Annotated in this window: 20 protein-coding genes; 6 read left to right on the top strand and 14 right to left on the bottom strand. The window is 64.0% G+C overall.

Annotated elements, in window-relative coordinates; all coding sequences use genetic code 11:
• Positions 1-68 precede the first annotated feature (68 nt).
• The gene (lptF, locus tag D5125_14020; protein ID QFY90505.1) at positions 69-1,217 is read left to right on the top strand and encodes an LPS export ABC transporter permease LptF; all 1,149 of its coding nucleotides are present in this window, start codon (positions 69-71) and stop codon (positions 1,215-1,217) included.
• A complete protein-coding gene (lptG, locus tag D5125_14025) occupies positions 1,214-2,278 on the top strand; it encodes an LPS export ABC transporter permease LptG (GenBank protein QFY90506.1) in 1,065 nt (354 codons plus the stop codon). The genes lptF and lptG overlap by 4 nt, the downstream gene beginning before the upstream one ends.
• 44 nt (positions 2,279-2,322) lie before the next feature.
• On the opposite strand, the gene D5125_14030 is transcribed toward lptG, so the two are convergent.
• The 5 genes from D5125_14030 to rluD form a co-directional block, all read right to left on the bottom strand.
• The gene (locus D5125_14030) at positions 2,323-2,970 is read right to left on the bottom strand and encodes a hypothetical protein (protein ID QFY90507.1); all 648 of its coding nucleotides are present in this window, start codon (positions 2,968-2,970) and stop codon (positions 2,323-2,325) included.
• Positions 2,971-2,972: 2 nt separating this feature from the next.
• The gene (gene def / locus D5125_14035) at positions 2,973-3,488 is read right to left on the bottom strand and encodes a peptide deformylase (protein QFY90508.1); all 516 of its coding nucleotides are present in this window, start codon (positions 3,486-3,488) and stop codon (positions 2,973-2,975) included.
• Between the two features lie 3 nt (positions 3,489-3,491).
• Entirely contained in the window at positions 3,492-3,998 is a 507-nt protein-coding gene (locus D5125_14040) for an ACT domain-containing protein (GenBank protein QFY90509.1), read from the bottom strand.
• Between the two features lie 169 nt (positions 3,999-4,167).
• Positions 4,168-5,085, bottom strand: a complete 918-nt coding sequence (locus D5125_14045) for a laccase domain-containing protein (GenBank protein ID QFY91173.1) — start codon at positions 5,083-5,085, stop codon at positions 4,168-4,170.
• 37 nt (positions 5,086-5,122) lie between these two features.
• Positions 5,123-6,079: a 23S rRNA pseudouridine(1911/1915/1917) synthase RluD gene (gene rluD, locus D5125_14050; GenBank protein QFY90510.1), complete on the bottom strand. Its 957-nt coding sequence runs from the start codon at positions 6,077-6,079 to the stop codon at positions 5,123-5,125.
• Between the two features lie 36 nt (positions 6,080-6,115).
• On the opposite strand from rluD, the gene D5125_14055 reads away from it, so the two are divergent.
• Positions 6,116-6,946 carry an outer membrane protein assembly factor BamD gene (locus D5125_14055; protein QFY90511.1) on the top strand — a complete coding sequence of 277 codons (831 nt, stop codon included), beginning with the start codon at positions 6,116-6,118 and terminating at the stop codon, positions 6,944-6,946.
• Positions 6,947-6,999: 53 nt separating this feature from the next.
• On the opposite strand, the gene D5125_14060 is transcribed toward D5125_14055, so the two are convergent.
• Positions 7,000-7,587, bottom strand: a complete 588-nt coding sequence (locus D5125_14060) for a Uma2 family endonuclease (GenBank protein ID QFY90512.1) — start codon at positions 7,585-7,587, stop codon at positions 7,000-7,002.
• Positions 7,588-7,771: 184 nt separating this feature from the next.
• Between D5125_14060 and clpB the strand changes: the two genes are divergently transcribed.
• The gene (clpB, locus tag D5125_14065) at positions 7,772-10,387 is read left to right on the top strand and encodes an ATP-dependent chaperone ClpB (GenBank protein ID QFY90513.1); all 2,616 of its coding nucleotides are present in this window, start codon (positions 7,772-7,774) and stop codon (positions 10,385-10,387) included.
• Positions 10,388-10,500: 113 nt separating this feature from the next.
• On the opposite strand, the gene D5125_14070 is transcribed toward clpB, so the two are convergent.
• From D5125_14070 to D5125_14090, 5 genes are all read right to left on the bottom strand, one after another.
• Positions 10,501-10,902, bottom strand: coding sequence for a type II toxin-antitoxin system VapC family toxin (locus D5125_14070; protein ID QFY90514.1), 402 nt, complete (start codon positions 10,900-10,902; stop codon positions 10,501-10,503).
• 4 nt (positions 10,903-10,906) lie between these two features.
• Positions 10,907-11,164: a type II toxin-antitoxin system Phd/YefM family antitoxin gene (locus D5125_14075; GenBank protein QFY90515.1), complete on the bottom strand. Its 258-nt coding sequence runs from the start codon at positions 11,162-11,164 to the stop codon at positions 10,907-10,909.
• A gap of 117 nt (positions 11,165-11,281) precedes the next feature.
• Positions 11,282-11,851, bottom strand: a complete 570-nt coding sequence (locus D5125_14080; protein QFY90516.1) for a DnaJ domain-containing protein — start codon at positions 11,849-11,851, stop codon at positions 11,282-11,284.
• The gene (locus tag D5125_14085) at positions 11,841-12,758 is read right to left on the bottom strand and encodes a TIGR01777 family protein (GenBank protein QFY90517.1); all 918 of its coding nucleotides are present in this window, start codon (positions 12,756-12,758) and stop codon (positions 11,841-11,843) included. The genes D5125_14080 and D5125_14085 overlap by 11 nt, the downstream gene beginning before the upstream one ends.
• Positions 12,759-12,787: 29 nt before the next feature.
• Entirely contained in the window at positions 12,788-13,732 is a 945-nt protein-coding gene (locus D5125_14090; protein QFY90518.1) for a class II fructose-bisphosphate aldolase, read from the bottom strand.
• A 208-nt stretch (positions 13,733-13,940) separates the two neighbouring features.
• Between D5125_14090 and D5125_14095 the strand changes: the two genes are divergently transcribed.
• Both D5125_14095 and ssb read left to right on the top strand, forming a co-directional pair.
• A complete protein-coding gene (locus tag D5125_14095; protein QFY91174.1) occupies positions 13,941-15,242 on the top strand; it encodes an MFS transporter in 1,302 nt (433 codons plus the stop codon).
• A gap of 24 nt (positions 15,243-15,266) precedes the next feature.
• Complete coding sequence (gene ssb / locus D5125_14100; GenBank protein ID QFY90519.1) at positions 15,267-15,758, top strand: single-stranded DNA-binding protein; 492 nt, start codon at positions 15,267-15,269, stop codon at positions 15,756-15,758.
• A gap of 18 nt (positions 15,759-15,776) precedes the next feature.
• On the opposite strand, the gene D5125_14105 is transcribed toward ssb, so the two are convergent.
• The 3 genes from D5125_14105 to D5125_14115 all read right to left on the bottom strand — a co-directional run bounded on the left by D5125_14105 (position 15,777) and on the right by D5125_14115 (position 18,960).
• Positions 15,777-16,463 (bottom strand): anaerobic ribonucleoside-triphosphate reductase activating protein, encoded by a 687-nt coding sequence (locus D5125_14105; GenBank protein QFY90520.1) that lies wholly within the window; start codon positions 16,461-16,463, stop codon positions 15,777-15,779.
• A 135-nt stretch (positions 16,464-16,598) separates the two neighbouring features.
• Positions 16,599-16,769, bottom strand: coding sequence for a hypothetical protein (locus tag D5125_14110; protein ID QFY90521.1), 171 nt, complete (start codon positions 16,767-16,769; stop codon positions 16,599-16,601).
• Between the two features lie 148 nt (positions 16,770-16,917).
• A complete protein-coding gene (locus D5125_14115) occupies positions 16,918-18,960 on the bottom strand; it encodes a ribonucleoside triphosphate reductase (GenBank protein QFY90522.1) in 2,043 nt (680 codons plus the stop codon).
• Positions 18,961-19,196 lie beyond the last annotated feature (236 nt).

Consider the following 19,196-nt stretch of genomic DNA (forward strand, 5'->3'; position numbering starts at 1 on the left):
CAGGGGCCGGCCGGGTTTGGTTTGGCTGGCCTACACCTGAACCCCCATTGGCCGTATCATTCCCGCCCATGAGATCCACCGCACCCCCGCTGTTCGGCGTCCTGGACCGCTACCTGATGAGCGAGGTCATCAAGACCCTGTTGGGTCTGCTCTCGGTGCTCATGCTGATCCTCGCCGCCAATACCTTTATCCGCTATCTGGAGCGCGGCACCGCCGGCAACATTGCCCAGGATACGATTTTGATCATGCTCGGCCTGGAGCTGGTCAAGGGCTTTGGCCTGTTGCTCACCACCAGCTTCTTCTTCGCCGTATTGATGACCCTGGGGCGCATGTACCGCGACAGTGAGATGACCGCCCTGCTGGCCGGCGGGGTGGGTCGGCTGCGCATCTTTCGCGCCTATGCCTGGGCCATAGTGCCGGCGATGCTGCTGGCCGGGGCCATGTCCCTGCTGGCCAGGCCCTGGGCCCATCATCAGCTGGCCGAGTACAAGGAACAGCAGAATGATCAGGCCGACATGCTCAATCTGGGGGCGGGCAAATTCAATGAATCCAGCCGTGGGGATCTGATCTTCTACGTCGAGGAGCTGGCCGATGACCGCACCCAGATGCGCAATATCTTCATCCAGCACCGCAACCCCCAGGATTTGGGCATAGTCCGCGCCCGCGACGGTTATCAATACACCGATGCCCAGACCGGCAGCCGCTACATGGTGCTGCGCCAGGGCTACAGATACGACGGCGAGCCGGGGCGGGCCGATTACCGCATCTCCCGCTTCGACAAATACGCCGTGCGCATCGCCGAGGCCGATCCCCAGGCGGTGCAGATGCAGCCCAAGCTGCGTCCCACCGCCGAGCTGTGGGGTTCACCCCAGCTGGCGGATCGCGCCGAGCTGCAGCAGCGCCTGTTCGCCCCCCTCTCGGTGCTGGTGTTCGCCGTGCTCAGCATCCCCCTGAGCCGGGCCCCGCCGCGCCAGGGCATGGGCGGACGCATGGTGCTGGCCCTGCTGGTGTTCTTTATCTATGCCAACCTCGAGGCCCTGTCCGGCAGCTGGATGATCAAGGGCGTCACCCCCGACTGGCTCGGGCGCTGGTGGATTCACCTGCTGATGCTGGCCCTGGCCGGGCTGTTGCTGCTGTTTGACTCCCTGTGGATGGCCGAGCGCAAGCGGAATCTCTCGACCCAGCTACGGGGCCTGCTGCAGGGAGCGCAGCGATGAGGGTACTGGATGGCTACATCGGCCGCCAGCTGCTGCTCGGCACCCTGATGTCCAGCCTGGTGCTGCTCATCCTACTGGGGGTGATGAACCTGTTCAACGAGCTGGAGGACGTGGGCAAGGGCCAATACAGCACCACGGCGGCCCTGATCTACACCCTGCTGACCCTGCCGCGCTACGCCTACGAGCTGTTCCCGGTGATGGTACTGATCGGCAGCCTGGGCGGCCTGGGCAGCCTGGCGGCCAACGCCGAGCTGACCGCCATGCGCTCGGCCGGTATCTCACTAGGGCGCATCATCGGCTCCATCATGCGCACCGGCCTGCTGCTCATGCTCGCCGCCGTGGCGCTGGGAGAGCTGATCGCCCCACCCAGCGAGCAATACGCCCAGCAGATGCGCGCCGACCTGCAGGCCGGTCAGATCACCCTGCGCAGCCAATACGGCTTCTGGGCGCGGGATGGCGCTACCTTCATCAACATCCGCAGCATACTGCCGGGCAACCAGCTGCGCGGCATCTTCATCTATGAGTTTGACCCCCAGGGGCGCCTGCTGCACGCCACCCAGGCCGAACAGGCCAGTTATGGCCAGGGGCTATGGCGGCTTGAGGGAATCCGCCGAACCCACCTGGATGAGACCGGCACCCGGATAGAGTTGCTGGATCAGGCCGACTGGGAATCCATCCTCGACCCCGGCCTGCTGGATGTGGTGGTGGTGCAGCCACACATATTGCCCATCTGGGGCCTGTATCGCTATATCCACTTCCTGCGCGACAACGGCCAGCAGGCACAGCCCTATGAGGTGGCCTTCTGGGGCAAGCTGATGAAGCCCCTGGTCACCCTGGCCATGCTGTTTCTATCGGTGCCCTTCCTGTTCGGCAGCCTGCGCAGCGTGGGCCTGGGGCGGCGCATCTTCGTCGGCACCCTGATCGGCCTGGCCTTTTACATGGGCAACAAGACCATCGCCTACATGGCGCTGGTGTACGGCTTCAACCCCATCCTGACCGCACTGGTCCCCGGCCTGGCGGTCATCGGCATCAGCCTGCTGGCCATGCGCCGGGTGCATTGAACCCTGGCCTCTGCCTGCGCCCCCTGGTTTTACAACCGGCCTGCTTACTCAAGGCCCTCATGCAGAGCCCTGTACTGTAAGATTATTTTTTCGTTGAGTTTTCGTTCTGTCTTTTCATCCAGGGGTGTGGTCGATAAAAGGGAATGGTCAGGCCGCTGACCAAGGCCCGTATTCAATACCGCGCCAGAGTGCATCCAATAGCCCTGAAAGGGAAAGATACGCAAGCCGAGGACGAGCCCCAGGACATCAGCCTCCTTGTAGCGGGGTAGGCTGGAGTCAAACACCAGGAATTCCTGGCCGATGACAAGGTCGTAGAAGCGCACACCCACATCGGGCACCAGCCCCTGCACGCGAAACAAGGAAAAGCGGGCCTTGGCCATCTGCGCCAGCAGGCGGCCTTGATCGGAGTCTGCTGGGTAGCGCTTGCTGTTGAGCATTCGTTGCACATAACTGAATTTGACCCCCTGCGGGCGGAACAGGTAGAGCAGGTAATCGCTGAAGGCATCCGATTCCTCCTCATAGGAAAAGATCAGGGTCTTACGGCCATTAATCTGTTGCAACATATCCAGCCGCTTGGCTGCCTCATGGAGTACCGTTTTGGGCACAAGCCGAAAGATTTCCATGTGCAAATCGCGCAATACCGCAAACAGGCGGCGATATTCCGCAGCCATAGCCTCAAAGTTCTGATTCATGCTCAGCCCTTGCCCTTCTGATACACCTTGCGCCGAAACAGGTCGGTTCGGCGGCTGACCACGCGGTCGATGAACAGCAGGCCGTCCAGGTGGTCCATCTCATGCTGCGCGGCGCGGGCCTCGAAGCCCTCCATGTCGAACTCCAGGGGCTCGCCAAAGGGGTCCTGGGCCTTGAGCTTGATCTGGGTGGCGCGAATGACATTGCCGGTGTAATCCGGCACAGACAGACAGCCCTCGCGCCCCACCTCGTAGCCCTCCCAATGGCTGATTTCCGGGTTGATCAGCACCAGATAACCGTGGTTGGGCACCGGCTTTTTCATTTTGGATACATCCAGAATCAGGATGCGCTGGAAGCGGTTGACCTGGGGCGCGGCTATGCCCACGGCACCGGGCCCGGCCTGGCGCGTCTCCTCCAGGTCGGCGATGAAGGCGCGTAGCTCGTCGTCGAAACGCTCCACCGGCGCCGACTCCTGTTTCAGCCGCTCGTCGGGGATGGTGAGAATCTCAAGAATGGCCATGGCTTATCCGATCAGGGTCTCGATGGGGCTGACATCCACATTCAGCTCGCCCAGGGCGGATACGGCGGCCTCCAGCTCCTCCACCGGGCATTCGCAGTAGCCCTGGATATAGAGGATGTACACCGGCCGCTCCTGGCTGCCGGCCACGTCGGATTCCAGTTCGAGAATATTGAAGCCCTGCTGCGCCAGGGCGCCGGTGACCTGGGCGACTATGCCGGCCCGGTCGGCGCCGTTGACCCGCACCTGCACATTGGGCGCCAGGTGGCGATGCAGGCTGCCACCGCAGGCGTAGCTGTGCAGGTGCAGGCCCATCTGCGCCGCCAGGGGCGCGAGCAGCTGCTCCACATCCCCCTCGCCACGCACCATGAGCATGATGGAGAAGTTGCCACCCAGGCGCATCATCGAGGCCTCGCCCAGGGCAAAGCCGTTTTCAAACAATCTTTGCGTGACCGCCGCCACTATCCCTGGGCGGTCTTCACCCACCAGGGTCAGCATTTGCCATTCGTTCATTGCATAGGCTCCTTAAATCTTGGGACGCAGAGAGCGCAGAGTAGCGCAGAGCACGCAGAGAAGCTAACCGCTCAGGCCATCAGGCCCCTCGCCCCTCAAGGGGAAAGGGAGTGGGCAGTTACACCCCGCGTTCTGTTGGTGTCGGCCGCACCGCGCCAGGGTTTGTCAATCAGGGCTCGATCCAGATCAATGTTGCCATACGCCCGCAGACGCCGTCACGCCGATAGGAGAAAAAATGCTCGGGGTCGCTGTAGGTACAGAGGCCACCGCCGCTGATCTGGTCTATGCCGAGCGTCTGCAGGCGCTGACGGGCAAGCAGAAAAATATCAGCGAAGTATTTGTTAACGGGACTCGGGGCTCGGGACTCGGGACTCGAACAGATAGCCTGGGTTGGGACGTCACCCCTCTCCCCAACCCCTCTCCCCCCAATACCTCTCACCAAGGAGGCGAGGGGCTTAGCCGCCTGTGCAGTTAGGTTTGTGCGACTCGCAGCGTTTTCGAGTCCCGAGTCCCGAGTCCCGAGTCCCGCTGGCACAAACGCCTCTGCCGCCACCGCATCCCGCCGCACAAAGGCCTCGCGCACCTCGGCGCCCACCTCGAAGGCCTGCGGGCCTATGGCCGGGCCGAGCCAGGCGAGCAGCTCCGCAGGTGGGGCGCTGAAGCGGGCTACCGCAGCCTCGATGACACCATCGCAGAGCCCGCGCCAGCCGGCGTGTACCGCCGCCACCTCGCTGCCTGTGCGATCACAGAGCAGCAGCGGCAGGCAGTCGGCGGTCATCACCGCGCAGACCGCGCCCGGATGATTGCTGTAGCTGGCATCGGCCTGGATAGGCAAAAACTCTCTCGGGGGCATTTCCAAGCAGGCCACCTCACAGCCGTGCACCTGCTCCAGCCAGAGGGGCGGGCCGGGCAGGGCCAGGGCCTGCTGCAACAGCGCCCGATTATCCGCCACGGATTGGGCATCATCACCCACATGGGTGGCCAGATTCAGGCCCGCGTAGGGGCCTTGGCTCAGTCCGCCCAGGCGGCTGGTGCTGGCGGCGCGCACCTGGGGCGGCGCGGGCCAGTCCGGTTGCAGCCAGGTCAAGCCCGTGCCCGGATCAGCGAACCCATTAGCGATGCCATTATCGATCAAGCTGGTTGTCGGCACGCAAGGTCTCCAGCAAGTGCTGCATATCCGCCGGGATCGGGCTTTGCCACTCCAGCCATTCACCGCTGAAGGGATGCGCCAGGCCGAGCTGGAAGGCGTGCAGGGCCTGTCGGCGAAAGCCGCGCAGCTGCTCGATCAGCTCAGGGCTGGCCCCGCCCGGCAGCTTGAGGCGGCCGCCATAGACCGGATCACCCAGCAGGGGGTGGCGGATGTGGGCCATGTGTACCCGGATCTGATGGGTGCGGCCGGTCTCAAGCCTAACCTGCAGGTAGCTGTGGGCACGAAAGCGCTCCAGCAGGCGGTAATGGGTGATGGCCGGCTTGCCGTTGGGCAACACCGTCATGCGCTTGCGCTGGCTGGGGTGCCGACCCATGGGCTGGTCGATGCTGCCACCGGTGATGATCTGGCCCTGGGCGATGGCGCGGTACTCGCGGTGGATCTCCCGCGCCTGCAGCTGGGCCACCAGATGGGTATGGGCCTCGGGGCTACGCGCCACCACCAACAGGCCACTGGTCTCCTTGTCGATGCGATGCACTATGCCGGCCCGGGGTACCCGCGCCAGGGCCGGGTCATGATGCAGCAGACCATTGAGCAGGGTGCCATCGGGATTGCCTGCCGCCGGATGCACCACCAGCCCTGGGGGCTTGTCGAGCACCAGAATGGCCTCATCCTCATGCAGGATATTCAACTCAATGGGCTGGGCCTGACAGGCCTCATCGACCTCGAACAGGGGCTCCAGCTGCACCTGCTCGCCGCCGAGCAGCTTATCCCTGGGCCGCAGGGTTTTGCCATCCACCCAGACGCGGCCCAGCCGCACCCATTGCTGGATGCGGCTGCGCGAGTGGTCGGGCAGGAGCTCGGCCAGGGCCTGATCCAGGCGGTGGCCGCCCAGCTCGGCGGGGACCTCCAGGTGAATGCGTTCCTCGGTCATTGGGTTATACTGCGCCCTTTTCAAGCGGATTTCATTATGCAGCGCTTCGTTTCATTCGCCCTTGTCGCACTGCTCCTTGCCGGGGCAATGTCCGGCTGTACCTCCCTGTTCGAGAAGGAGGAGGCAAAGACCCGCAACTGGAGCGCCAGCCAATTCTACAGCAAGGCCTCCAAGGCCCTGGCAGAGGGTGATTACGAGACCGCCATCAAATACTACGAGATGCTGGAGGCGCGTTACCCGTTCGGCAAGTATGCCATGCAGGCGCAGCTGGATGTGGCCTATGCCTATTATCGCGACAGCGAACCGGACGCCGCCATAGCGGCGGCCGATCGCTTCATCCGCATCCACCCCAGCGACCCCCATGTGGATTATGCCTACTACTTGAAGGGCCTGGCCAATTTCAACCGTAGCATCGACTTCATGACCCGCTTCCTGCCCACCGACCTGTCCCAACGGGATTCAGGCGCGGCGCTGGAGTCGTTCAACGACTTTGCCGAGCTGATCCGCCGCTTCCCCAACAGCCAATACGCCGCCGACTCACGCAAGCGTCTGATCTATCTGCGTAACCTGATTGCCCAGCAAGAGGTGCATGTGGCTCGCTACTACATGCGGCGCGGTGCCTACCTGGCCGCCGCCAACCGCTGCAAGGAAGTGGTGGAGAAATACCCGCGCACCCCGGCGGTGGAGCAGGCCCTGGAGCTGATGGTGGACGCCTACACCCGCCTGGAGCTGAAAGACCTGGCCGCCGACGCCCAGCGGGTGCTGGCCTACAACCGCGAGCAGGGGAATTTCAAACAGATGGACAAGCCGGGGGACCCTTCCATCGCCCGGGTGGTATGGGACTACCTGGGGCTGGACGAGAATTAAGGGTTTAGTGTTCCGGTTATCCCGAATGCCGTCCTTCGACAGGCTCCTAGATTCTAAGGCACCAAACCAGCATTCCCCGCCTCCTGCGGCAGATCGAACACCTCGCTCAGCTCGATGTTCAGGCCCTGGCACAGCCCCAGCTCCAGGGTCTCGCGGGCACCTATGATGCGCCCGGTATCGTACTGGCCGGAGGCCTGTAGATGGAACAGCTGGGCATACTGCTCCAGCGGGTCGATCACCAGGTAGCAGGCAACGCCGGCGCGTTGATAGAGGGCCTTTTTCTCGCGCAGGTCCTTGATTGCCGTGGCCGGTGAGAGCACCTCCACCACCAGCTCCGGGGCACCTTCGATGTGGGTCTCGGTGATCTTGTCCGGGTCGCAGACCAGCAACACGTCCGGCTGCACCACATCAAGGTCTGACAGGCGCACATCGGTAGGGGCAATGAAGGGCTGGCAGCCGCTGCCCTGGGTTCTTTGTCTTAACAGGGCAAACAGACTGCCGCTGACCTGCTGATGACGTATGCTTGGCGCAGGTGCCATGGAATAGGCCTGACCGGCAATCAACTCCCAGCGTTCGGAATCGGGCCAGTTCCTGTAGTCATGCCAGGTAAAGCCCTGCTGTTGCGCCAATTCTGCACTCATGTTCTGTTCTCCTGATGAAGGCTGCGCCCCTGAAAGCGCCTGTTTCACGCCAAGTCTAGGGGGATGCCCGGCCTCTGGCAAGAGCCAGCCTGGGCGGATTGGCAGAACCACTACCGGGCGACTTGAAAAACCCCCAAGGCAGCCTCAAATTGGGTATAACTTCAAGAATCCAGGAGCAATTTCCATGAGAATGGACCGTTTGACCAGTAAGTTCCAGATGGCCCTGGCCGATGCCCAGAGCATCGCCGTAGGGCGTGATCATCAATTCATCGAGCCTGCGCACCTGATGCTGGCCCTGCTGGACCAGGAGGGCAGCAGCGTGCGCGGCCTGCTGACCAAGGCTGGGGCCAATGTCAACCAGCTGCGCTCCAGCCTGGGCGAGGCGCTGGACCGCATGGCCGGGGTGCAGGGTGCCGGTGGCGACCTGCATATCTCCAACGAACTGAGCCGCCTGCTCAACCAGACCGACAAGCTGTCCCAGCAGCGCAAGGACCAGTACATCAGCTCCGAGCTGTTCGTGCTGGCGGCGGTGGAGGACAAGGGCGGCCTGGGGGATCTGCTGCGTGCCGCCGGCGCCAGCCAGGAGGCGGTGGCCCGCGCCATCGACGAGCTGCGCGGCGGCCAGTCGGTGGACGACCCCAATGCCGAGGAGCAGCGTCAGGCGCTGGAGAAGTACACCATCGATCTGACCGAGCGCGCCGAGCAGGGCCGCCTCGACCCGGTGATTGGCCGCGATGACGAGATCCGCCGCGCCATCCAGGTGCTCGCCCGGCGCACCAAGAACAACCCGGTGCTGATCGGCGAGCCGGGGGTGGGCAAGACCGCCATCGTCGAGGGCCTGGCCCAGCGCATCGTCAACCACGAGGTGCCCGAGGGGCTGAAGCACAAGCGCCTGCTGTCTCTGGATATGGCCGGGCTGATCGCCGGGGCCAAGTTTCGCGGCGAGTTCGAGGAGCGCCTCAAGGCGGTGCTCAACGACGTGGCCAAGCAGGAGGGTAACATCATTCTGTTCATCGACGAGCTGCACACCATGGTTGGCGCGGGCAAGGCCGAGGGCGCCATGGACGCCGGTAACATGCTTAAACCCGCCCTGGCCCGAGGTGAGCTGCACTGCATCGGCGCCACCACCCTGGACGAGTACCGCAAGTACATCGAAAAGGACGCGGCGCTGGAGCGGCGCTTCCAGAAGGTGCTGGTGGAGGAGCCCAATGTCGAGGACACCGTGGCTATTCTGCGCGGCCTCAAGGAGCGCTACGAGGTGCACCACGGCATCGAGATCACCGACCCGGCGATCATCGCCGCGGCCATGCTGTCGCACCGCTACATCACCGACCGCCAGCTGCCGGACAAGGCCATCGACCTGATCGATGAGGCCGCCTCGCAGATTCGCATGGAGATCGATTCCATGCCGGAGGAAATGGACCGGCTCAACCGCCGTCTGGTGCAGCTGAAGATCGAGCGCGAGGCGCTGAAGAAGGAGCACGACGAGGCGTCGAAAAAGCGTCTGGCCGACCTGCAGGAGCAGATCGACAAGGCCGAGCGTGAGTTCGCCGATCTGGAAGAGATCTGGAAGTCGGAAAAGGCGGCGGTGCAGGGCACCGCGCACATCAAGGAGGAGCTGGAGCGGGCGCGGCTGGAGTTCGACACCGCCCGCCGCGCCAACGATCTGGCGCGCATGTCCGAGTTGCAGTACGGCCGCATCCCCGAGCTGGAAAAGCAGCTGGATATGGCCGCCCAGGTGGAAATGCACGAGACCCGGCTGCTGCGCAACAAGGTCAGCGAGGAAGAAATCGCCCACATCGTCTCCAAATGGACCGGCATCCCGGTGAGCAAGATGCTCGAAGGCGAACGCGACAAACTGCTGCGCATGGAGGAGATGATCGGCCAGCGCGTGGTCGGCCAGACCGAGGCGGTCACCGCCGTGGCCAACGCCATTCGCCGCTCCCGCGCCGGCCTGTCCGACCCCAATCGGCCCAACGGCAGCTTCCTCTTCCTCGGCCCCACCGGGGTGGGCAAGACCGAGCTGTGCAAGGCCCTGGCGGAGTTTCTGTTCGACACCGAAGAGGCCATGGTGCGCATCGATATGTCCGAGTTCATGGAGAAGCACTCGGTGGCACGGCTGATCGGCGCGCCCCCCGGCTACGTTGGCTATGAGGAGGGCGGCTATCTTACCGAGGCGGTGCGGCGCAGGCCCTATGCGGTGATCCTGATGGACGAGGTGGAGAAGGCCCACCCGGACGTATTCAACGTGCTGTTGCAGGTGCTCGACGACGGTCGCCTGACCGACGGCCAGGGTCGCACGGTGGATTTCCGCAACTCGGTGGTGGTGATGACCTCCAACCTGGGCTCGGACCTGATCCAGACACTGGCCGGAGAGGAACGCTACGAGGACATGAAGATGGCGGTGATGGAGGTAGTGGGCAGCCACTTCCGCCCCGAGTTCATCAACCGGGTGGACGAGAGCGTGGTGTTTCATCCCCTGGGTCGCGAGCAAATCCGGCGCATTGCCGACATCCAGATCGGTTATCTGCGCCAGCGTCTGGCAGACAAGGATATTGGCCTTGAGATCAGTCTGCCGGCCCTGGATCGCCTGGGAGAGGCCGGCTTCGACCCGGTCTATGGTGCCCGGCCACTGAAGCGGGCGATCCAGACCCAGCTGGAAAACCCCCTGGCCCAGGCCCTGCTGCGCGGGGAGTTTGGCCCCGGTGACCGGATTTCGGTGGATGCCGGTGAAGCGGCGCTGGTGTTCGAGCGGTCCCAGGGGGGCGAGCGGGTCATCGAGGGCGAGTTGGTGGACTGAGCTGCCACCTTGCAATGGGCTTGGCCCTTCCCAGGCCTCGGCGTGGGAAGGGGCCAATTCAATCATGGCTGAAAGGCGGTTGACGGCGTCCTGGCGAGGTGGGTTGGCTGGCCTCAGCCGAAAGGATTCAGAACATCGATCCCCAGCGCCTTGAAGTCGGCCACATTGCGGGTCACGACTGTCAGTCGGTGTACTTCCGCTGTGGCTGCAATCATGGCGTCTTCGTACAGCGTATCCGATTTGCGGTGCATGAGCCGTGCCCAGGCCCGGAATGCGGGTACATCCATCGGTAATAGGTTATATGCCTCTGCGACCTGCTCCAGCCAGGATTCAATTTCGTTGGCCTTGGCCGCGTCCTGCTCTCGGGTCAGTTCAATGCCCGCCTGAATTTCACCAAGCGTCACGGCTGATAAATGGAGATGTGCATCGTCAATCGACTCAAGCCAGGCGACGATGCCAGCATGGGGCCTGGGTTTGCGCAACTCAGAGACAATGTTGGTATCCAGCAAATACATGGACTCAACCCAATGCCTGAACCTTGCGGCGTTTCAATTTGCTTCGTACCGGCAGCACCAGCTCGGCGCGGGCCTGGTCAGACAGTAGCAGCTGTTTAAGGCTAGGCTTGGCCATATGTTGCAGGTGTCGCCAGGTCTGAATGGGGACCAGTACGGCGGCCTCAGTACCGCGCTGGGTCACCAGTTGCGGACCCTCGGTCAGGCAGGTATCGAGGAATTCGCTGAAACGCGCTTTCGCGTCTTGAGCAGGCCATGTGTGCATTGTCATCCCCTTCAAACCCCTTGTCTGTCCAGATTGCCGATGGGCTTAGGTGTTGTCAAGACAGGCCTTGGTGATTTATTTCGGGCTGCCGCTGCGCCTTGCAATCCTCGGTAGGGACTACAGGGCCCTTCGCAACACCCTGACGGCCTTTTCTATCCTCTGAAAGGTCTGGTCATCGCCGCCCCGATCCGGGTGATGGCGCATGGCCAGGCGGCGGTAGCTTTGTTCAATCTGCTGGCTATCGGCAGCCTCTGTCAGGCCCAGGGCGCGTAGGGCCTGGTCGCGCTGCTCGTCGTTCATATAGCCAGACCAGAAGCGCCCGAGCAGGGTCTCGACGTCCTCCGCCGTGGTTTCCCGCAGTTGGCTCAGGTCCAGGTAATAGGCGCGCAGGGGGTCGGCCCTTGTCAGCCCCTCAAGGCCCTGTTGCCAGGGGTGCAGGCGGATGCGCAGGACGTGGATCTCCAGCTGGCCCTGACGCCGCTGCAACAGCTGGTCGTTGAGCTGGTAGAGGGCGTGAAACAGCAGGAAGTGGGCGCGAAACAGGCTGAGGTTATCGCGGAACAGGGCCGTATCGAACCCTTCCCCCTGGGCCTGCTGCAACCGGCGCAGCAGATCGAATTCCGTTAGGCCTTGGGGGTGCTGTCTGAGCAGCAGCTCCAGTTGTGTCAGCAGGGCCTCAGTCGGCATCGTCCAGCCTGGCCCCCAGGGTCAGCAGGCCGCCCAGGGGCAGGGTATCCCGCGCCGAGCGCACCACTGCCGCCAGGGCCGGGCGCAGTTGCGGATAGCGGAAGGCGAAGCCCGCCGGTTCCAGGCGTACCGAGCGCACGCACTGGCCCGAGCACATGACATCGGCCCCCTCGCCGAAGGCCAGGCGGAGCAGGGACGGCGGCACCGGCGGCAGGGCCGGGCGGCGCAGCACCTGGCCCAGCAGGCAGCTGAACTCGGCATTGCTCAGCGGGTTTGGGGCGCACAGGTGATAGACGCCCTGCATCTGCTCCTGCTTCAAGGCATGCAGGTAGGCGGTCACCAGGTCATCGATGTGGATCCAGGAGAAATGCTGGCTGCCGCTGCCCACCGGGCCACCCAGGCCGAGCATGAAGGGCGGCAGTAGTTGCTTCAGCAGGCCACCATCATGGCCCAGCACCAGGCCCAGGCGGAAGATTAGGGTGCGTACCCCCAGCGCCTCGGCGGCCAGGGCCTCGGCCTCCCAATCGCGGGATAGCTGGCCGAGAAAATCCTGTGCATCCGGGGCGTCTTCCTCGCTGTAGCAGCGCTGCTGGCGGAAGGCACCTATGGCCGAGGTGGAGATGAATAGCGCCGGCGGGGCATCCTTCATGGCCTGCACCAGGCTGCGCGTGGTATCCACCCGGCTGCTGATCATGCGCTGCTTGTAGGCCGCGCTCCAGCGCTTGCTGATCGGCTCGCCGGCCAGGTGGATGACCGCCTGGCAGCCCTGGATCCTGGCCGCCAGCGCCTGGCTGCCAGCGGCAAAATCGGCCCGTCCCAGGCGTATCAGCCGGTGGCCCGAGTCTTCCAGGGCGGAGGCGAGGTGGGAGCCAACGAAACCGCTGCTCCCGGAGAGTGCTATGTTCATGCCCCGATTCTAACCCGGTCGGGGCGGGATTACAGCAGATAATCGATGCTGATGCGGTCGGCGGCGTAGGGGCGGAACCAGGTGTCGGCGTATTCCACATGCAGGGGGTGGTCGCGGTAGCTGGCAATCACCGAGGGGCCGGTAAAGCGCACCAGCCAGCAGAGCTGGAACTGGGCATCCTGTTTTAGCGCCGTGCCGGTAAGCACACGGCGCACGCCGGGGATCTGGCTGAGCACCTTGCGCCCCTGGGCCATGATTTCCGCAGCGCGGGGCTCGGCCTCCAGCGACAGGTTGTAGATGATCAGATGTTCTACCGGCTGCATCAGCGGGCAGGCTCGGCGCAGGCCAGCGGCCTTGTCGGCCGCGCCACAGCCACGGATCCAATCACCGATTTGCGCCGTGCTGACGGCCAGGCCCATGCCGAGCAGGGCCAGCCCCTGTTGCACCAGCGGCGCTGGCTCCTGACCGCTGGCATCGCCCACCAGCAGGGGCCGCTGCCGGGTCCGGTCGGGCCTGATGCGGGTCGCTGCCGCAGCCTCAAGGGCGAGAAAATCCAGCCCCGCAGCGGCATCTGCATCGCGGTCCGGGTCCCAGCGACCACCCAGCGGGATATCACATCCCCGGGCCATCTCCACGGCGGCGGCAAGCTCGGCTGCATCGGCCTCCAGCAGCAGGCCGGTGCAGCCGAGGCGGATGGCCTCGATGGCCTCGGCCCGGCTCCGGGCCTGATCCAGCAGGATCGCCAGGGGCAGGACGGAGTCGGCCGCCGCCGCCTCAATGGCCGCCAGCAACAGGGTCAGGCCGGGAGGGCCGGCGCTGGCGGCATCGACCTGGAGGACCAGGGGTGCATCGCACTGGTCGGCGGCGCGCAGGGCGGCATCCAGGGTATTGAGATCGGTGACGCGGCAGGCGGGCAGGGCAAAGCCCTGGGCCTGGGCCTGGTGGAGCATGGGGCCGAGTTGTTGTAGAGGCATCTGGGTTACCTTGCAGGGTAGGGGTGTTGGCTGAGCCTAGCCGAAGTGAACCGCGCTGGCAAAAAAAGGCCGGGCATGTTCTCGCCATCGGCCCCTGAGCTGCTAATATGGCGGCCTTTTGATGTACGCAAAAACCATGTCGGTCGAGAATCTTACTCCACTGGAAAAACGCGCAGCCCTTGGCCTGGCCGGGGTCTTTGCCCTGCGCATGATGGGCCTGTTCCTGATCCTGCCGGTGTTCGCCCTGTTTGCCGACCGGCTGCAAGGGGCCACGCCGGTGCTCATCGGCCTGGCCGTAGGTGCCTATGGCCTGACCCAGGCGCTGTTGCAGATCCCCTTTGGCGTGCTGTCCGATCGCATCGGCCGCAAGCCGGTGATCATCGGCGGGCTGTTGTTGTTCGCCCTGGGCAGTGCCGTGGCGGCCCTGTCCACCACCATCGAGGGGGTCATCCTTGGCCGTTTTCTGCAGGGCGCGGGGGCCATAGCCGCCGCCATCATGGCCCTGGCGGCGGATTTGACCCGAGAGACCAGTCGCACCCGGGTGATGGGCATGATCGGTGCCAGCATCGGCATGGCCTTCATTGCCTCCCTGATCCTTGGCCCGCTGCTGGCGGTGAACCTGGGGATCGCGGGGATCTTCTGGATCACCGCCATCCTCGCCCTGGGCGGGGTGGCCATGGTCATCTGGTGGGTGCCCAAGCCGGATCACTGCTCCATCCACCGCGAGGCCGAGCCGATCCCGGCCATGCTCGGCCAGGCGATGACCCATCCCAGCCTGTTTCGCCTCAACTTTGGCGTATTCATCCTGCATCTGTGCCTGACGGCGGTGTTTCTGGTGGTGCCGCTGGAGTTGCGTGACCGCTTTGCCCTGGTCACCGCCGACCACTGGCAGCTGTATCTGCCGGTGATGGTGCTGGCCATGGGCCTGATGGTGCCCTTCATCATCATTGCCGAGAAGCGTCAGAAGATGAAGGAAATGCTGCTGCTGGCAATCGCGGTGGCCGGTTTGTCGCTGCTGGCCATGGGCCTGACCGATGGCGGCATCTGGCTGTTTGGCGGCATCATGCTGCTGTTTTTCGCAGCCTTCAATCTGGCCGAGGCGATTGGGCCTTCCTGGGTGTCCAAGGTGGCACCGGCAGAGATGCGCGGCACCGCCATGGGGGCGTTCGCCAGCAGCCAGTTCGCCGGGGCCTTTGTCGGCGGTCTGGGCGGCGGCTGGGTGCGGCACGAATTCGGTGATGCCGGGGTGTTTGTGTTCGCCGCCGGCATGATGCTCATCTGGCTGCTGTTGCTACTGGGCATCCAGCGGCCACGGCACCTGAGTAACTACCTGTTGCCCCTGCAGGGGCTGGACCTGAGCGACCTTGCGGCCCTGCAGCGGCGGTTGTTGGCGGTCCCTGGGGTGGCGGCGGCGCAGATCATCGTCGAAGATGGCGTTGCCTATATGAAAGTGGATAATGCGCAGTTCAATAGCAGCGACCTGGATGGCCTGGTCGGCGTTCAGGTCTGAATCTCAATAAGCGGAGGAGTCTTTATGTCCAAGGGTAGTGTTAATAAGGTCATTCTCATCGGCAATCTGGGCGCGGACCCCGACGTGCGCGCCATGCCCAACGGTAACTATGTGGCAAACATGAACCTTGCCACCACGGAGACCTGGAAGGATCGTAACACCGGCGAGAATCAGGACAAGACCGAATGGCACCGGGTGGTAATGTACCGGCGTCTGGCGGAGATAGCCCAGCAGTACCTGCGCAAGGGCTCGAAGATCTTTGTTGAAGGGCGGTTGCAGACGCGCAAATGGCAGGATCAGAACGGCCAGGATCGCTACATGACCGAGGTGATAGTGGACAACATGCAGATGCTAGACAGCCGAGGCGCGGGCGGCGGTATGCCCGCCAACCCAGGCCCGGCTGCCGCCAACCCCCCTGCATCCCAGTACCCGCCCCAGCAGTCATCCGCGCCCCAGGTGGCGGATCACCCCCAGAACGGCGGCTATGACGGGCCGGAGGACGATATTCCTTTCTAAACAAATCCCTGTATAGCGTCAGGCGTTGCGCAGTATGAGCTGGGCGAATTGATGGGTGCAGTCGTCCTGCAGCCGCTCTAGCAGGGCCTTTTTCTGGCCTTCAGGGTCCGCCAGGGGCGGGTTGAGCTGTTGCAGGGCCAGGTTTTTTACCCCGGCCCGTTGCAGGCTGTCGATCAGTCGGGGCAGGCGATTGTGGTGAAACAGACTGGCATCCAGGGTGATGCGGACCTCGTGCCCGGTCTGGCTGGCCAGCAGCAGCTCCAGGCTGGTCCAGGCGGCCGCGCCGCTGTGCGGCGTGGCGGTGAGATCGGGGTAGTCCTGGGGCAGGGACTTGATGTCCAGGCCGACCCAGTCCAGATAGGGCAGGGCGGCGGCCAGGCGTTCAGGATAGCAGCCGGCGCTGTGCAGGCCGGTTTTGAAGCCCATGGCTTGGATGGCTTGCAGGGCCGGCGTCAGGCCCGGTTGCAGGGTGGGCTCGCCGCCGGAGAAGACAATGGCATCGAGCAGGCCGCGGCGCTGGCCTAGAAAGGCCTCAAGGCCCGGCCAGTCCATGTAGGCATCGGCCTGGCGGGATTGCAGCTCGGGGTTGTGGCAGTAGCCGCAGCGCCAGGGGCAGCCCTGCAGAAACACCACGGCGGCCAGCTCACCGGGGTAGTCGATGCTGGAGAAGGCCTGCAGGCCGCCGATATGGAGGGTTGGGTGCATCTGCTCTGAATTGGATCGCAAAGGACGCAAAGTTTTCAGCTTATGCCAGTCGGGGCGCAGGTAGGAGGGAGCGGCACAGCCGTGACTCCGCTGGCTTTGGCGGCCTGCGCTGCGCCATCGCGACCAAGGTCGCTCCTACAGGGGGTGCTGGCAGGCTTCCGGGGCGCGGAAGTACTGGCGTTCCTGGTGTTCGGACTGCTTGCCGGGGTTCCAGCTGGAGACCGGGCGATGGTAGCCCATGACGCGGGTCCAGACTTCGCAGCGGGTGCGTTCGGCGTCTTTCAATAGGTTGTTTGCTTGTGACATTTCAGGCTCCTGAGATGGTTGATTTGACTTGAATGGATCGGCTGTCCCGGATTCCGCTGCGCTTCATCCGGGCTACATCGTTGCAACTTGTAAAAACTCTTTGCGGTTCTTTGCGTTCTTTGCGTTCCGCATTTTGTCTCCGGCTTCGCTAAGCAGCGCTGCGCTCGCCACCCTCCCGCTGTTTCTTCTCCAGCAACTCGGCATCGCAGCGCGGGCAGAATTCGTGCTCGCCGCTGAGGTAGCCGTGGGTCGGGCAGATGGAGAAGGTCGGCGTGATGGTGATGTAGGGCAGGCGGAAGTTCTCCAGCGAGCGGCGCACCAGGCGTTTGCAGGCATCGGCGCTGGATAGGCGCTCGCCCAGGTAGAGATGCAGCACGGTGCCGCCGGTGTATTTGGTCTGCAGCGCCTCCTGCATGGCCAGGGCCTGGAAGGGGTCGTCGGTGTGGCCCACCGGCAGTTGCGAGCTGTTGGTGTAATAGGGCGCCTCATCGCTGCCGGCCTGAAGAATGTTCGGCCAGCGCTTGCGGTCTTCCTTGGCGAAGCGGTAGGTGGTGCCCTCCGCCGGGGTGGCCTCCAGGTTGTAGAGATGGCCGGTTTCTTCCTGGAACTCGACCATGCGTGCGCGCAGGTGATCGAGAAAGTCCAGGGCGAAGCCGTGGCCCCAGTCCGAGGTGATGTCGTGCTGATCCTGGCTGAAGTTGCGGATCATCTCGTTGATGCCGTTGATGCCGATGGTGGAGAAGTGGTTGCGCAGGGTGCCCAGGTAGCGCTTGGTGTAGGGGAAGAGGCCGGCGTCCATGTGGCGCTGAATGACCTTGCGCTTCAACTCCAGGCTGTTGCGCGCCAGCTCCAGCAGGCGGTCGAGGGCGGCGTACAGCGCCTCCTGGTCACCCTGGTGGAGAAAGCCCAGGCGGGCGCAGTTGACCGTGACCACGCCGAGGGAGCCGGTCTGCTCGGCGGAGCCGAACAGGCCGTTACCGCGCTTGAGCAACTCGCGCAGGTCCAGCTGCAGGCGGCAGCACATGGAGCGCACCATGTTGGGCTTGAGTTCGGAGTTGAGGAAGTTCTGGAAGTAGGGCAGGCCGTACTTGGCGGTCATGGCGAACAGGCGCTCGGCGTTCTCGCTCTCCCAGGGGAAGTCCGGGGTCATGTTGTAGGTGGGGATGGGGAAGGTGAAGGCGCGGCCCTTGGCGTCGCCCTCGCTCATCACCTCGATGTAGGCGCGGTTGATCAGGTCCATCTCCGCTTGCAGCTCGCCGTAGCTGAAGGGCATTTCCACGCCGCCGATCACCGGGATCTGCTCGCGCAGGTCCTCCGGGCAGACCCAGTCGAAGGTCAGGTTGGTGAAGGGGGTCTGGGTGCCCCAGCGTGAGGGCACGTTGAGGTTGTAGATCAGCTCCTGGATGCACTGCTTGACCTGCTCATAATCGAGCCGGTCCTTGCGAATGAAGGGTGCCAGATAGGTGTCGAAGGAGCTGAACGCCTGGGCCCCGGCCCATTCGTTCTGCAGGGTACCGAGGAAGTTGACGATCTGGCCCACGGCGCTGGACAGGTGCTTGGGTGGCGCCGCCTCCACCTTGCCGGGTACGCCGTTGAGGCCCTCGTGCAGCAGGGTGCGCAGGGACCAGCCGGCGCAGTAGCCGGCCAGCATGTCCAGGTCGTGGATGTGGATATCACCCTCGCGGTGGGCCTGGCCGATCTCCGGCGCATAGACGTGGGATAGCCAGTAGTTGGCGATCATTTTGCCCGAGCTGTTGAGGATCAGCCCGCCCAGGGAATAGCCCTGATTGGCGTTGGCCTGCACCCGCCAGTCGGCCCGCTCCAGGTATTCGTTGATCGAGCTGGCCACATCCACCAGGGTGCGGCTGTCGTCGCGCAGGCGTTTGTGCTGGTCGCGATAGGCGATGTAGGCGCGTGCGGTGGCCAGGTGGTTGGCGGCGATCAGGCTCTGCTCGACGATGTCCTGCACCTGCTCGATATCGGCCACGGCATCGGGAAAACGGCGGTGGGTGAGTACCTTGATCACCTGGGCGGCGATCAGGCCAGCCTCGTCGGCACCGAATTCACCACTGGCCTGACCGGCGCGGAGCAGGGCGGATTCGATGCGGCGGCGGTCAAAGTCGGCCAGTTGGCCGTTGCGGCGGCGCACCGCCAGGGGAAGCTGCAGCAGGGGCTGACATGCTGAATTCATCGGCTACTCCGTGTGTTTGCTGAAACCAGACCGGCCAAACCGGGCCGCTGGGGCGACCCGGTCTGGCGGGCGGTTTGATTGGGGAAACACAATATGTTGTGTCTGGGCGGTGATTAGAGCACCACATCTAGTGTTGATCCATTGATGCAGATCAAGTTGGCGGGGTTTTTTTGGGGCTTCGGCTTCGCTCAGCCAGCGCACTGTGCTCAGCCAGCGGCTTGCGCTCGGCCAGCGGA

Source organism: gamma proteobacterium SS-5, from assembly GCA_009497875.2.
Lineage (GTDB): Bacteria > Pseudomonadota > Gammaproteobacteria > Chromatiales > Chromatiaceae > Magnetovirga > Magnetovirga frankeli.

Excerpts from the sequence above, each read along its gene's own strand:
- lptF (QFY90505.1), top strand. The coding sequence starts at position 69 with ATGAGATCCACCGCACCCCCGCTGTTCGGCGTCCTGGACCGCTACCTG.
- lptG (QFY90506.1), top strand. The coding sequence starts at position 1,214 with ATGAGGGTACTGGATGGCTACATCGGCCGCCAGCTGCTGCTCGGCACC.
- D5125_14030 (QFY90507.1), bottom strand. The coding sequence starts at position 2,970 with ATGAATCAGAACTTTGAGGCTATGGCTGCGGAATATCGCCGCCTGTTT.
- def (QFY90508.1), bottom strand. The coding sequence starts at position 3,488 with ATGGCCATTCTTGAGATTCTCACCATCCCCGACGAGCGGCTGAAACAG.
- D5125_14040 (QFY90509.1), bottom strand. The coding sequence starts at position 3,998 with ATGAACGAATGGCAAATGCTGACCCTGGTGGGTGAAGACCGCCCAGGG.
- rluD (QFY90510.1), bottom strand. The coding sequence starts at position 6,079 with ATGACCGAGGAACGCATTCACCTGGAGGTCCCCGCCGAGCTGGGCGGC.
- D5125_14055 (QFY90511.1), top strand. The coding sequence starts at position 6,116 with ATGCAGCGCTTCGTTTCATTCGCCCTTGTCGCACTGCTCCTTGCCGGG.
- D5125_14060 (QFY90512.1), bottom strand. The coding sequence starts at position 7,587 with ATGAGTGCAGAATTGGCGCAACAGCAGGGCTTTACCTGGCATGACTAC.
- clpB (QFY90513.1), top strand. The coding sequence starts at position 7,772 with ATGAGAATGGACCGTTTGACCAGTAAGTTCCAGATGGCCCTGGCCGAT.
- D5125_14070 (QFY90514.1), bottom strand. The coding sequence starts at position 10,902 with ATGTATTTGCTGGATACCAACATTGTCTCTGAGTTGCGCAAACCCAGG.
- D5125_14075 (QFY90515.1), bottom strand. The coding sequence starts at position 11,164 with ATGCACACATGGCCTGCTCAAGACGCGAAAGCGCGTTTCAGCGAATTC.
- D5125_14080 (QFY90516.1), bottom strand. The coding sequence starts at position 11,851 with ATGCCGACTGAGGCCCTGCTGACACAACTGGAGCTGCTGCTCAGACAG.
- D5125_14085 (QFY90517.1), bottom strand. The coding sequence starts at position 12,758 with ATGAACATAGCACTCTCCGGGAGCAGCGGTTTCGTTGGCTCCCACCTC.
- D5125_14090 (QFY90518.1), bottom strand. The coding sequence starts at position 13,732 with ATGCCTCTACAACAACTCGGCCCCATGCTCCACCAGGCCCAGGCCCAG.
- D5125_14095 (QFY91174.1), top strand. The coding sequence starts at position 13,941 with ATGATGGGCCTGTTCCTGATCCTGCCGGTGTTCGCCCTGTTTGCCGAC.
- ssb (QFY90519.1), top strand. The coding sequence starts at position 15,267 with ATGTCCAAGGGTAGTGTTAATAAGGTCATTCTCATCGGCAATCTGGGC.
- D5125_14105 (QFY90520.1), bottom strand. The coding sequence starts at position 16,463 with ATGCACCCAACCCTCCATATCGGCGGCCTGCAGGCCTTCTCCAGCATC.
- D5125_14110 (QFY90521.1), bottom strand. The coding sequence starts at position 16,769 with ATGTCACAAGCAAACAACCTATTGAAAGACGCCGAACGCACCCGCTGC.
- D5125_14115 (QFY90522.1), bottom strand. The coding sequence starts at position 18,960 with ATGAATTCAGCATGTCAGCCCCTGCTGCAGCTTCCCCTGGCGGTGCGC.